The 12014-nt window shown below is 67.5% G+C and carries 12 protein-coding genes; 5 read left to right on the top strand and 7 right to left on the bottom strand.

Going from position 1 to position 12014, the window contains the following annotated elements:
• Window positions 1-7: 7 nt before the first annotated feature.
• The 3 genes from ABDW61_RS01440 to ABDW61_RS01430 form a co-directional block, all read right to left on the bottom strand.
• Entirely contained in the window at window positions 8-820 is an 813-nt protein-coding gene (locus ABDW61_RS01440) for a transporter substrate-binding domain-containing protein (protein WP_343635463.1), read from the bottom strand.
• Window positions 817-1617 (bottom strand): GntR family transcriptional regulator, encoded by an 801-nt coding sequence (locus ABDW61_RS01435; protein WP_343635461.1) that lies wholly within the window; start codon window positions 1615-1617, stop codon window positions 817-819. The genes ABDW61_RS01440 and ABDW61_RS01435 overlap by 4 nt, the downstream gene beginning before the upstream one ends.
• A 163-nt stretch (window positions 1618-1780) precedes the next feature.
• Window positions 1781-2533 carry a hypothetical protein gene (locus ABDW61_RS01430; protein ID WP_343635459.1) on the bottom strand — a complete coding sequence of 251 codons (753 nt, stop codon included), beginning with the start codon at window positions 2531-2533 and terminating at the stop codon, window positions 1781-1783.
• Between the two features lie 386 nt (window positions 2534-2919).
• Between ABDW61_RS01430 and ABDW61_RS01425 the strand changes: the two genes are divergently transcribed.
• Together ABDW61_RS01425 and ABDW61_RS01420 are read left to right on the top strand one after the other, a co-directional pair.
• The gene (locus ABDW61_RS01425; RefSeq protein ID WP_343635457.1) at window positions 2920-3486 is read left to right on the top strand and encodes a hypothetical protein; all 567 of its coding nucleotides are present in this window, start codon (window positions 2920-2922) and stop codon (window positions 3484-3486) included.
• Between the two features lie 131 nt (window positions 3487-3617).
• Window positions 3618-4562, top strand: a complete 945-nt coding sequence (locus ABDW61_RS01420; protein WP_343635455.1) for a hypothetical protein — start codon at window positions 3618-3620, stop codon at window positions 4560-4562.
• Window positions 4563-4658: 96 nt separating this feature from the next.
• On the opposite strand, the gene nadC is transcribed toward ABDW61_RS01420, so the two are convergent.
• A complete protein-coding gene (gene nadC, locus ABDW61_RS01415; RefSeq protein WP_343635453.1) occupies window positions 4659-5516 on the bottom strand; it encodes a carboxylating nicotinate-nucleotide diphosphorylase in 858 nt (285 codons plus the stop codon).
• 16 nt (window positions 5517-5532) lie between these two features.
• Window positions 5533-6231 carry a fumarylacetoacetate hydrolase family protein gene (locus ABDW61_RS01410; RefSeq protein WP_343635451.1) on the bottom strand — a complete coding sequence of 233 codons (699 nt, stop codon included), beginning with the start codon at window positions 6229-6231 and terminating at the stop codon, window positions 5533-5535.
• 99 nt (window positions 6232-6330) lie between these two features.
• Between ABDW61_RS01410 and ABDW61_RS01405 the strand changes: the two genes are divergently transcribed.
• From ABDW61_RS01405 to ABDW61_RS01395, 3 genes are all read left to right on the top strand, one after another.
• Window positions 6331-7533, top strand: a complete 1203-nt coding sequence (locus ABDW61_RS01405; protein WP_343635449.1) for a septal ring lytic transglycosylase RlpA family protein — start codon at window positions 6331-6333, stop codon at window positions 7531-7533.
• Window positions 7534-7640: 107 nt separating this feature from the next.
• Window positions 7641-8795 carry a GGDEF domain-containing protein gene (locus ABDW61_RS01400; protein ID WP_343635447.1) on the top strand — a complete coding sequence of 385 codons (1155 nt, stop codon included), beginning with the start codon at window positions 7641-7643 and terminating at the stop codon, window positions 8793-8795.
• Window positions 8795-9985: a GGDEF domain-containing protein gene (locus ABDW61_RS01395; protein ID WP_343635445.1), complete on the top strand. Its 1191-nt coding sequence runs from the start codon at window positions 8795-8797 to the stop codon at window positions 9983-9985. The genes ABDW61_RS01400 and ABDW61_RS01395 overlap by 1 nt, the downstream gene beginning before the upstream one ends.
• Before the next feature lies 1 nt (window position 9986).
• Here ABDW61_RS01395 and ABDW61_RS01390 read toward each other — a convergent pair whose 3' ends face one another.
• Together ABDW61_RS01390 and ABDW61_RS01385 are read right to left on the bottom strand one after the other, a co-directional pair.
• Window positions 9987-10340, bottom strand: coding sequence for a DUF3325 domain-containing protein (locus ABDW61_RS01390; RefSeq protein ID WP_343635443.1), 354 nt, complete (start codon window positions 10338-10340; stop codon window positions 9987-9989).
• On the bottom strand, window positions 10337-11977 hold the full coding sequence (locus ABDW61_RS01385) for a PepSY-associated TM helix domain-containing protein (protein WP_343635441.1): 1641 nt from the start codon (window positions 11975-11977) through the stop codon (window positions 10337-10339). Before ABDW61_RS01385 ends, ABDW61_RS01390 begins: the two co-directional genes overlap by 4 nt.
• Window positions 11978-12014: the final 37 nt, after the last annotated feature.

Genomic DNA, 12014 nt, shown 5'->3' with positions numbered 1-12014 from the left:
CGCCGGCTCACAGCGGCAGATCGCCGGCGCCGCGGCCCAGCCACTTCTTCGACAGCGCCTCGAGCTCGCCGGCCTGCTTGGCCGCCGCGATGATCGCGTTCACCTTGGCCAGCAGCGCGTCCTCGCCCTTGGCGACGCCGACGAAGCAGGGGCTGTCCTTGAGCAGCAGCTTGTATTCGACGTTCAGGCCGGGCTGGCGCTGCATCAGATTGCCGGCCACCGCCGCGCTGGTCGCAAGCACCTGGGTCTGGCCGGCGGCGAACGCGGCGATGGTCGCGTTGTTGTCCTCGAAGCGCTTGAACTCCAGCGTCGGCGGCGCGACCTTGGCGAGCTCCTGGTCCTCCATCGCGCCGCGGGTCACCGCGACGGACTTGCCCGCCAGGTCGGCGAAGCTCTTGATCGACAGGCTCTTCGGCGCGAAGACCGCCTGGTAGAACGGCGCGTAGGCGGCGCTGAAGGCGATGACCTTTTCGCGCTCCGGGTTCTTGCCCAGCGTCGAGATGACCAGATCGGCCTTCTTCGTCTGCAGATAGGGAATGCGGTTGGCGCTGGTGACCGGCACCAGTTCCACCTTCACGCCGAGCTTGGCCGCGATCAGCTCGGCCATCGCGACGTCCAGCCCCTGCGGCTTCATGTCCGGACCGACGAAGCCATAGGGCGGGTAGTCGGTGGGGATGGCGATCTTGATGGTCTTGGACTTGGTGATCGTGTCGAGCGCGGTCTGCGCCTGGGCGCCCAGCGCGAGCAGGCCCAGACCCGCGGCGAGCAGCAGGCGGCGCGGCAGCAGCGCGCGGACGGAGGAACGGACGGCATGGCTCATAGCAAGGCTCCAAGGTAGGCGGCAGGGGGGGAATCGGTGGGGTCCGCGTCGCGGGTGCGCAGGGCGCGGGTGCGCCGCGATGAGGGCGCTGATGGCGGCGCCGATGCCGACGCGGACGCGGGCGGCGTCACGGGCGTGAGCGCCTGGCGCAGCTGATGCAGCGGATCGCCGGCGGGGGTCTCGAGTTGAAGGCCGGACTGCACGCTGGCCAGGTGCTCGGCCATCAGCGCCTCGGCGCGCGCGGCGTCGCCGCGCTCGAGCGCCGCGACGATGGCGACGTGTTCCTGGCAGGACTGCGCCGCCTCGTGGGACGACTGGTAGAGCATCGCGATCAGCGTGGTGCGCGCGGTGTAGTCGCGCAGCGTGTCGGCGAGCAGGCTGTTGCCCAGGCATTCCGCGAGGCAGACATGGAAATCGCCGAGCAGGAAGCTGCGCGCGCCCACGTCGTCGCCGCGCAGCGCGGCCTTTTCCTGCGCGAGGTGTTTCTTCAGGCGGGTGATCGCGGGCTTGTCGAGCGGGCGGCGGCCGCGGATCAGGCCCAGCTCGATCACGCGGCGGGCCTCGAAGGCCTCGCGCGCCTCGTCCAGCGAGGGCTCGATCAGATACCAGCCACGGCGCGCGCTGACCGTCACGATGCCGCGCGCGGCCAGCCGCGTCAGCGCCTCCCGGACGATGGTGCGGCTGCAGTCGAAGAGCATGGCGAGTTGCTGCTCTCCCAGCCGCGTGCCGGGAGCCAGCTTCTGCGCCAGCACCGCTTCGATGATGCGTTGGCTGATGTCGGTGGCGGTCGATCCCATGCACGGGGCTTTGCAGCTTCCGTGCCAGCGAAAGGCCGGACGTGTGCCACAGGTGCACCCGTCTTGTATGCAAGTCTGGCGAGCATCCGCGCACCAGCCTTGCGCACAAGACTGGCGTGACAGGCACCATCCCGGTGCCCGCGTGCGCCTGCTTTTCCCGGCATCACGCCGCCTCGGCCTCTTCGACGTCAAACGGCCACGGCGTCATGTGCGACTCTGGCTCCCCGAGAAACGGCGGGTCCTTGATGTCCCTGTACAGATTGAGCAGTCGCCCCTCCGCCCTCGTCAGGACGGTGGCATACAGCATGGGTCGGATCCTGATCGTGGGGCTGTACACGGTGAACCGGTTCTCGCCCTGCGCGATCTTGCTGCCGAGGATGTAGCCATCCACACGCGTATTCGCTTTGAGGTGACCGGACTGCTCCAACTCCTTGATGTAGTTCCAGACCTGCTCCCGGTCCCGGCCATCAATCGTGCGCCCCGTCGTCTTGAGTTCAATCACCACCACGTGGTCAATGCCATCCGCCTCGTAGGTGTCGTCAAAGGATGAACAGCTATAGAAACCCAGGCTGCTGTCGGGAAGCACCACCAAGTCAGGCCGGCGGCGCGAGCCCTGTCCTTCGGGGCAACCCAGCAAGTCCCGGATCACGCTTGTCATTCCGCAGTTCGCGGTGAACTGGACCGATTCAAACTGTGGCCCGAGCATCCAAAGCCCACGCTCAAAAAGCGGCTGAAGCTCCTGGACCTCCTTGACGCCCACGACGCGGAGCTTGTCCCGCAGTTCCGCCATGAGTCGGAGCCGGCTTTCGACCTCATTCAGGATTCGCATGGCCTTACCGGCCGTCCATCGGCTCAGAATGTCTCGAATGGCTTTGGCATTTCCGTCCGGCACCCGATCGTCATTGCTTGCTTCCATCTCTGCTGACTCCTTCGAAGAGAGAAGGAGGTCAGTGTCAGAAAGAAGTTCGGCGCCAGATATGGCGCCGAATTGCAGGGATCGCTGACGAAGAAGTCGGCGTCAGCCGTCGACCCGCATCGAGTAGTCAACCGCCTTGGCGTCCTTGGTCAGGCGTCCGACCGAGATGCGGTCCACGCCCGTCGCCGCGCTTTGGATTCGACTTGACGTCTGGCATCTAGGCAGCTGTGCGACGTTTTCAAGAAGGTCATCCAGACGGAACCGCAGACGCCAGCCCCTTGTTCGTGTGGCCCTGCACACCTAGATCAGTATTCCGGACGTACACTCCGCAAAAAATGCTCGCACGCGTTCGATGCGTGGCCACGAGTTCTGCTAGGGAGGAATTCATGACAACACCGTCACGGGGCGGGGCCAGTTCAGACTCGCCACAACCAAAGTTAAACGACTCGGGTTCGTTCAGCGTAAATACTGCAAAAATCATCACTGCAGTTCCCGCTAATGAAGCGCCGGCGCAGGCGCAAGTCATTACGTCAAATGCGCTAAAGTATCAAGCGGAAATCTCGAAGTTCACCGGCTGTCCACCGAAGCAGTTGGCGGATCACACATATGGTTTTCGTGTCTGCTTTTCAGATATATCCGATCCGCGGAATTTTCTGCCGAACGCGATCCTTGATTTAAATCGACTGGATGGACGAGCACCGCCACCGTGTTGCTCCAGCTATGCGGTTTCTCTATTTTCCAGTCTTGAACTCCTTTCGGTCCGAGTCAAAGCAATTTTGAAGACGAACAAGAAGTTCCTTCAAAAGAAGGGGGATCATTACGTCAAGATCTCCATCGACGCCACCTGCGGGCGCTCCACGGTTGCCGATACGCACGGTCATTTCGACCTATTTGAATACGCGCACTTTAATCCCGTCGCCGCAGTGGCCGAGGTCGGGGGCCTAGCATTATGAGGAAAATCCAGGGTGCGCGTTGTCACGTCTCCGAGTTGGATCGTCATCATCATATTTGCGATCTGGTCTTTTTCGACGAGCCACTGGTATCGTTATTCAAAGGCTATCAGTCCAGTTGGATCTACTTATGGGTGGACAATGACGACTCGATCGCAGATCGATGGCTCGTCTTTCCTGTAGATCGTACTGAACTGGTAGCTTATCTAGATAAGCAAGTAAGCCTTCGCGAGTTGCTTGAACAGGCATCGAAGGTCATTGTCCTAGACAAGCGAATCGTTCGAGCCGTTGATGGCGAGCCCTCAATTCATCGTCATGCGAAATATATTAGCAATCGTGAGTCCATCGAAGAATACTTCCCTGATGAAGATTCATTCTTCGATGAAACACTGACGACCGACATTAGTCTCGCACGCGACTTAGCCCCCAAACGATTCGATATTCCAGTCGATGGGCAATGGTTCATTACCGATTTAGCGAGATTCTCAAGCAGCTACAATCGTCTATATTCGTTCTTCTACTGTACCGCACCTCGATTCATCACCAATCTCCCGGAACGAATATCAAAGTATATGAATTCACCGTGGCAGGGGGGGTATAGTCGCCTAAATCTCTTTGATGCGATGCATCGGATGATTCCTTCGATGCACGAAATGCGCGTAGCCAAATATTCCTATGCCTCTCCGGGCGACATCGAGATCGAAGCACTTGATTCCGTGGGATACAGTATCAAGTCTGCCGTTCTCTCGTATTTGACGAGCGAAGACCGAATCACTCTTTCGATAAAAACCTGTGACGCTGCCCTAGCCGGTGCAAAGCTCAAACGCAATGATGTATCGCTGCTTGACGATACGGCGTTGCTCGCTCGATATTCAAACAAGCACATTGGTGCAATTCAAGCGTTTTGCGGCAATATCGGAGATATGTTGAACCTGCGCAAAGAAACCGATCTGCTTGTGCAAGCGTCGCCGAACTGTGTAATCGCCGCAAAGGCGTTGCTTGCATTTCTGAAGCAGCTTCGACATGTCGCCGAATTTCAGCGTCGAGGAATGTTGGACCTATCTCGTGCCCGACAATAATCGCTGACGACTTCACAAGCGATCATCTCTGAGCTTCTCTATGAGAAACATCATTGTCTGAGAGAGCCCGCAGCGCCCTCCTTTCGCATCGTCGCCTCAGTCCACGCGCATCGAGTAGTCAACCGCCTTGGCGTCCTTGGTCAGGCGTCCGATGGAGATGCGGTCCACGCCTGTCGCCGCGATCCAGCGCAGCTGGTCGATCGCCACGCCGCCCGACACCTCCAGCAGCGCCTTGCCGCCAGTGATCGCCACCGCCTCGCGCATCATCGGCTCGCTGAAGTTGTCCAGCAGCACGCTGACCGCGCCGGCCGCGAGCGCTTCGCGCAGCTGCTCGAGGGTCTCGACCTCCACCTGGATCGTCACCCCGGCGTCCAGCGCCTGCGCCTGCTTCAGCGCCTGCGTGACCCCGCCCGCCGCGGCGATGTGGTTCTCCTTGATCAGGATGCCGTCGTACAGCGCCAGCCGCTGATTCGCCCCGCCGCCCACGCGCACCGCGTACTTCTGCGCCAGCCGCAGCCCCGGCAGCGTCTTGCGCGTATCCAGCACCGCGCAGCCACGCGGATTCGGACTCGCGCCTTCGATCGCCCGCGCATGCGCGCGCGTCACCGTCGCCGTGCCCGAGAGCAGCTGCAGGAAGTTCAGCGCCGGACGCTCCGCCGAGAGCAGCGCGCGGCCATCGGCCTCGATCCGGCACACCAGCGTGTCCGGCGCCATGTCGGCACCCTCGTCATACAGCCAGTCGATCCGCGCCGAGCCGTCCAGCGCCAGGAACACGCCCTCGAACCAGTCCCGCCCGCACAGCACCGCGGCCTCGCGCACGCGCACATGCGCCGTCACGCGCCGCTCCGCCGGCACCAGCCGCGCGGTCCAGTCGCTGATGCCGATGTCCTCGAACAGCGCGTCGCGGATGTTGCGCGCGCGGGCCTCGTCCAGGGTCTCGTTGTGATCGAACATGCCGGCGCCGCCTCGCTTACTCGGCCTCGCCGATCGTGACCGTCAGCTCGCCGAAGCCCTCGATCACGCCCAGCAGCTGGTCGCCCGGCTTCACCGGACCCACGCCCTCCGGCGTGCCCGTGTAGATCAGGTCGCCCGGCTCCAGGTGGTAGTACTGCGACAGGTTGGCCACCAGTTCCGGAATGCTCCAGATCATGTCCGACAGGTCACCGCGCTGTTTCTCGACGCCATTCACCGACAGCGTGATCGCGCCCTTGGCGAGCTCGCCCAGCTCGGCGCGCGGCACCAGCTCGGTGATCACCGCCGAGTGCTCGAAGCCCTTGCCCAGGTCCCAAGGCCGGCCGATCGCCTTGGCCTCGTTCTGCAGGTCCCGGCGCGTCATGTCCAGCCCGGCGGCATAGCCCCAGACCGCCTCGGCGGCCTGCTCCGGCGTGGCCTTGAACACCGGCTTGCCGATCGCCACCACCAGTTCCATCTCGTAATGCAGATTCTTCGTGCCCGGCGCGTACGGGATCGTGCCGCCCGACGGCGCCAGCGCGCTGGCCGGCTTGGTGAAGTAGAACGGCGGCTCGCGGTCCGGGTCGCTGCCCATCTCGCGCGCGTGGGCGGCGTAGTTGCGGCCGACGCAGAAGATGCGGCTGACGGCATAGCGGGCGTCGGTGCCGCGCACGGCCACGGCGGCCTGCGGCGCGGGAGGAAAGATGTAGGTGCTCATGACGGTGCGGACGTAACGATCGCAACGATCGTGAAAGGAAGGAGGGGAGCGCGGAGCATAACCTTGGCAAAACCACGCCGCATTGCTAGGGTTGCGCCCATGTTTGAAGCCCGCCCCGCCGGCCAGCGCCTGGCCGTCCTGACGTGTGCCCTGATCCTGGCCGCCTGCGCCAGCCGCGGTCCCACCCCCAGCCGGAGCCCCTCCGGCGGCCCCAAGCCCTCCTCCTGGCCCGACAAGGACGGCCCCGATGCCGTCATCCCGCCCGACCTGAAGAAAGTCCCCGACGCCGTTCCCCGCCTGGAATCCATCCGCAAGGGCGGTCCCAACAAGCCCTACGAAGTCCTGGGCGAGCGCTACGAGCCGCTGGCCGATGACAAGCCGCTGGTCCAGAAGGGTCTGGCGTCCTGGTATGGACGCAAGTTCCACGGCAAGCCGACCTCCAGCGGCGAGGTCTACAACATGTACGCGATGACGGCGGCGCACGCGACCATGCCGATCCCGAGCTACGCGCGCGTGCGCAACCCGAAGAACGGCCGCGAGGTCATCGTCCGCATCAACGACCGCGGCCCCTTCCACAAGGGCCGCATCATCGACCTGAGCTACACCGCCGCGCTCAAGCTGGATGTGCTCAACGGCGTCGCGCCGGTCGAGATCGAGCGCATCACTTACGAAGACATCCGCACCGGCGCCTGGACGCGCGACCGCGACACGCTCTCGCCCGATCCCAAGGTGCCGGCCGAGACCCCCGTCTACGCCGCCGCGACCCCCAGCGGCGCCCCCGACGTGACGACCACGGCCCAGCTGCGCCCGCCGGCGACGCCGGTGGCCGCTCAGGTGCCGGTGCCGGCGCCGGTGACCATCGCCCCCGCGCCTGTCCCGGCCACCGCGGCCACCACGGCCAGCGCCGACGCCGCCCTGAAGCCCATTCCCATTACCGCGCTGCCGCCAGGCAGCGACCTGCCGCCGCCCGGTCAATCGAAGGCCGACGCCATGGCAGCCGCCACCGCCGGCGCGATCGCCGCGGCGGATCCGGCCGCCCCGGTGCCGGCGCTGAAGATCGCCGCGGCGCAGGGCTTCTGGCTGCAGTTCGGCGCGTTCTCGCGCCTGGAGGGCGCCGAGCAGCTGCGCGAGCAGTTCACCCGCGGCATGGAGGAGATCGCGCCGATGCTGACGATCTTCAAGGACAAGAACCTGCACCGCCTGCAGGCCGGTCCGTTCACGAGCCGCGAGGATGCCCGCGCGGCCGCTGACCGCGTGCGCTCGGCGATGGCGCTGACGCCGATCCTGGTCGAGCGCCGCTGAGGTCCCCGCACGGGGATTGCCCCTGGACAGGGGGCGGCGTCATCCCGGCGCGGCCATGAACGCGGGCACGGTGAGGTGCCCTCGACCGCCTAGGGAAAAGGGTCCACATGCCGCCCCTCGACGCCGCCACCTTGCTGATGGTGATCGCCGTCATCGACGCGATCGCCTGCGTCGTCTGGCTGGCGCTGGGCCAGGTGCTGCGCATCGCGCCACGCGCGGCGCGCCGCATCTCGGCCTATCACGGGCTGCTCGCGCTGGCCTGGTGGCCGGCGCTGCCCGCTGCGATGGAACGGCTCGTCGCACTGCCGCTGGACGTGCTGTCCGCGGCCCTGCTGGCGGCCGGCGTGCGTGCGCTGATGCGAGTGCGTTACCGCGCCTGGGACATCGCCGCGGTGGCGGCGGCCGGGCTGCTGGCCACCGCGGCGACCGCCGGCGATACGGACTTGTCCACCGCGCGCGCCGTCGCCAACCTCGCGGGCGGCGTGCTCGCGCTGATGGCCGCCTGGGACGTGGCCGCGGGCGCCGGCTTCCGCGCCGGTCTCACCAGCGTGGTGGTGCTGCCCTACCTCGTGCTGGCGTCCGGATGCTTCTGGCGCGCCGGCGGCCTGCTCGGCTGGATGCCGGCCGGCCTCGATCTCGCCGGCCTGGCCGCCAACGCGCCGCTGGCGCTGCTGCGGCTGGTCGTCGACCTCACCATCGCCACCGGCCTGGTCGCGCTGGTGATGCAGCGCCTGATCGCCCGCGTGCGTCACCTCACGCGCCGTGACGCGCTGACCGGGGTGCTCAACCGGCGCGCCTTCGAGGAACACCTCGCCCGCCTGCAGGCCCAGGCCGAGCGCGGCCGCGGCCACGCGGTGCTGGTGCTGGATGTCGACCACTTCAAGCGCATCAACGACGAGCTCGGTCATGCCGGCGGCGACGCCGCGCTGCAGCATCTGGCGCGCGTGCTCGGCGAGACGCTGCGCGACACCGACTGCTTCGGCCGCCTCGGCGGCGAGGAGTTCGCGGTGCTGCTGCCCGACACCGACCCGGACGGCGCGATGCGGGTCGCCGAGCGTCTGCGCCAGCTGCTGCAGGCCCAGCCGCTGGCCTGGGGCGACAAACTGTGGCCGATCAGCGCGAGCTTCGGCGTCGCGACGATGCGCGCCGGTGACGCGCATGGCCGCGGCGCGCTGGCCCGTGCCGACGCGGCGATGTACGCGGCCAAGGCGCGCGGGCGCAACCGCGTCCTGCGCGCCGTCGATGAAGCGGAGCTCGCGTGATGTCGCCGCTGATGCCGCACGCCGCCGATCCGGTCTCGCTGATTGCCGCGCTGGTCGCGGTGTTCGGCGTCGCCACGCTGGTGTGGCTGATGATCGCCGCCGGGCTGCGCGAGTCACCCTGGGCCTGCGCCAGCGTCGCCGGCGCGAACGCGATGCTGGGCGCCTCCTTCCTGCTGCATGACGCGCTCGGGCTGACGCTGCCGTTGCATTACTGGTGGTCGGATCTGCTGTCGCTGGCGGGCTTCGGACTGATCCGGCTGGCGGTGCCGCTGGTCGGCGAACGTCCGGCGCCCTGGCGCCTGGTGCTGGCGATGACCGTCGCCATCGGCGTCCTGAGCGCGCGCTTCACCGGCGGCCCGGACACGCTGCCGCACAAGCTGCTGCTCTACGGCGCGATGAGCGCGCTGGCGATGCGATCGACGCTCGATGCCTGGCGGCTGCTGCGTGCGCGCGGCTTGAACGCGCGCGCCGCGCTGGTGCTGGCTTCGCCGCTGGCGGTGGTGGGCCTGCTGTTGCTCGCGCGGCCGGCCGAGGCGCTGCTCGCGCCCGGCAGCACCGCCGACATCGACGTCGCCAGCGCCTTCAACATCGCGTGGCTGTGGGCCTCGCTGGTGCTGGCGCTGCTGATCAATGGCTGGATCGCGTTCCTGTTGCTGATGAAGCTGGTGCTGGAGATCCGCCGCCTGACCGAGCGCGATCCGCTCACCGACGCGCTGAACCGGCGCGCGCTGTCCGAGGCCATCGAGGCGGAGCATTCGCGCCAGATGCGCGGCCACGGCTACGCGCTGGTGCTGCTGGACATGGACCGCTTCAAGCAGCTCAACGACACGCTGGGCCATGCGGCGGGCGATGCGGCGCTGAAGGCGATGGTCACGGTGGTGCGCCCTTGCCTGCGCGAGGTGGACCGGCTTGCGCGTCTGGGCGGCGAAGAGTTCTGCGTGCTGCTGCCCCATACCGGCATCGCCGGCGCGGCGCTGGTGGCTGAGCGGATGCGCGCGCTGCTGGCGGCCCATCCGTTCGCATGGGACGGGCGGGACTGGCCGCTGACGGCCAGTTTCGGCATCGCGGAGTCGTCGCGGCAGGACGAGAGCGCCACCGAGGTGATGCGCCGCGCGGACCAGGCGCTCTACCGCGCGAAGGCGCAAGGGCGCAACGTCGTGCAGGCGGTGGAGCTGGAACCGGCGCGGTGAATCAACCAGCCGGCGCGCCGGACCACGGCAGCAGCGGCATCAGCATCACCGCCGCCGCGCCGGCGGCCATCGCCGCAGCGGGCAGGCGCCTGGGCCACCACGTGGCCAGCACGGCGACGGCGATCGCGCCGGCCGTCAGTTGGGCCGTCCACATGGTCCAGGCGATGCCAGGGTCCGGCCGCGGCAAGACGGTCCACCACGACACGATGAACGCGGCGACCGCCACCGCGCGCAGACGCTTCACGCGGCGCGGACTGGGCGCGTGATCGAGTGCCTCCTCGTGGTGCCGCTCCATCGCGAGGCACAGCGCGGCGAACGCCGTGAAGCTGCAGAGCAGCGGATGCAGCAAGCTCATGGCGCGCCCTCCGCGCTCGCGGCGGCGAGCGCCTCGGGCGGTGCTACGGCCTTCTTCTTCATCGACAACGGCGGCGCGCCCGGCTTGCACTTCCAGGCGAGCACGGCCAGCAGCATCGCCACCACGGCGAAGCCCGCGTTGACCGCCTGCACCGCGGGTCCGGCCTGCCAGAAAGGCCAGCCGCCAAGGGCGTCCATCACCGGCAGCGCCGCCCAGCCCAGCGCGCCGGCCGCGAACAGGTGCCGCCAGCGCGCCCCGAGCGCCGCAGCGAGGAAACCCAAGGCCAGCACGCCATAGAAGATCTTGATCTCGGCGTCGGGCCGCTCCGCCATCCCCAGCGGCAGCCAGCGCGTCGCATGACAGAAGGCCGCCATCGCGATGGGCAGACCCGCGATCGCGCCGATGTTCAGCGCCTCCACCAGCTTGTGCCCCGCGCCGGGGTCGGCCTTGCGGCGCTCCGCGTCGGCACGTCGCTTGACACTCCACAGCACCAGCCCGGTCGCGATCATCGCGGTGCCCAGCAGCCCCAGGCCCACGAGCACGAAGCGCAGCGGCGGATCCGCGAAACGCGCGACATGCAGGCCGTAGAGCACGCCATAGGTCTTCGCCGCCGGCCGGCCGTTGTCCGCGCGGCGGATCAACTGCAGCGAGGTGGCGTCGTAGAACAGCCGCGGTCCGCGGTACTGCAGCCGGTCGCCATCGTGGGGCACGATCTCCACCACGGCACGTGCGCCCTCGCGCTGCAGGCCGATCGCCTCGATGCGGCCACCGGGCAGATGCCGGCGCGCATCGCGCAGCAGCGCGCTCCAGCCGGCCTCGCCGAGCAGCGGCAACGGCGCGGCCATCTCCGCCTCGCGTCCGCGCGATCGCGGCACGCCATCACCGCTCAGTTCGCCGAAGTACTCGCCGGTCTTCGCGCCATAGGCGGCCGCAATGCCGGCCGGCAGGTACTGGCTGTGCATCGTCATCAGCCCGCTGAAGGTGATGACCAGGTAGAACGGCAGCGCCAGCACGCCGCAGATGTTGTGCGCGTCCAGCCACGCGCGCTGCGCCGCCTTGGCCTTCGGCCGGAAGACGAAGAAGTCCTTGAAGATCCGCCGGTGCGTGACGATGCCGGTCAGCAGCGCGACCAGCATCAGCAGCGTCGCCAGCCCGACCGCCCACCGGCCTTCCAGGATCCACCGGCTCTGCTGCGCCGAGCGCAGCTCGAAGTGGAAGCGGTAGAAGAACTCGCCCGCGCCGAAGGTGTCGCGCGTGGCGACCGCCTCGCCGGTCGACGGATCGAACCAGCGCTGCACGAAGCGCGCGCGCTCGCCCGGCTTGGCCGGCGGCTCCCGATAGAAGGCCGAGGCCTGCGGCCGGCGCTCGTCCTGCGCGGAGAAGCGCCAGCCTGCGGCCGATGGCGCGAGCGCGTTCAAGCTGCGCTCCGCCTGCGCCAGCTGCGCGGCGGTCAACGGCCCGGCCGGCGGCAGCGCGTGCAGCTCGGGCCGGCTCCACAGGTTCAGCTCCTGCTTGAAGAACGCGAAGGTGCCGGCCAGGAAGATGGCGAACAGCACCCATCCGAGCACCAGCCCGGTCCAGGTGTGAAGCCAGGCCATCGCCTGCCGGAAGCCTTCGCGCGCGCCGTCGGTTCTCATGGGGATCGTGGAGGTTGATGACGATCGGTGCACGGGC

This window comes from Roseateles sp. (assembly GCF_039595595.1).
Classification (GTDB): domain Bacteria; phylum Pseudomonadota; class Gammaproteobacteria; order Burkholderiales; family Burkholderiaceae_C; genus Roseateles.
This window is presented reverse-complemented; position numbering and strand designations above follow the sequence as displayed.

Bases quoted from the DNA above. Each gene is read 5' to 3' on its own strand.
- ABDW61_RS01390 (WP_343635443.1), bottom strand. From the start codon at position 10,340: ATGAGCTTGCTGCATCCGCTGCTCTGCAGCTTCACGGCGTTCGCCGCG.
- ABDW61_RS01395 (WP_343635445.1), top strand. From the start codon at position 8,795: ATGTCGCCGCTGATGCCGCACGCCGCCGATCCGGTCTCGCTGATTGCC.
- ABDW61_RS01430 (WP_343635459.1), bottom strand. From the start codon at position 2,533: ATGGAAGCAAGCAATGACGATCGGGTGCCGGACGGAAATGCCAAAGCC.
- ABDW61_RS01440 (WP_343635463.1), bottom strand. From the start codon at position 820: ATGAGCCATGCCGTCCGTTCCTCCGTCCGCGCGCTGCTGCCGCGCCGC.
- ABDW61_RS01425 (WP_343635457.1), top strand. From the start codon at position 2,920: ATGACAACACCGTCACGGGGCGGGGCCAGTTCAGACTCGCCACAACCA.
- nadC (WP_343635453.1), bottom strand. From the start codon at position 5,516: ATGTTCGATCACAACGAGACCCTGGACGAGGCCCGCGCGCGCAACATC.
- ABDW61_RS01385 (WP_343635441.1), bottom strand. From the start codon at position 11,977: ATGAGAACCGACGGCGCGCGCGAAGGCTTCCGGCAGGCGATGGCCTGG.
- ABDW61_RS01435 (WP_343635461.1), bottom strand. From the start codon at position 1,617: ATGGGATCGACCGCCACCGACATCAGCCAACGCATCATCGAAGCGGTG.
- ABDW61_RS01410 (WP_343635451.1), bottom strand. From the start codon at position 6,231: ATGAGCACCTACATCTTTCCTCCCGCGCCGCAGGCCGCCGTGGCCGTG.
- ABDW61_RS01405 (WP_343635449.1), top strand. From the start codon at position 6,331: ATGTTTGAAGCCCGCCCCGCCGGCCAGCGCCTGGCCGTCCTGACGTGT.
- ABDW61_RS01400 (WP_343635447.1), top strand. From the start codon at position 7,641: ATGCCGCCCCTCGACGCCGCCACCTTGCTGATGGTGATCGCCGTCATC.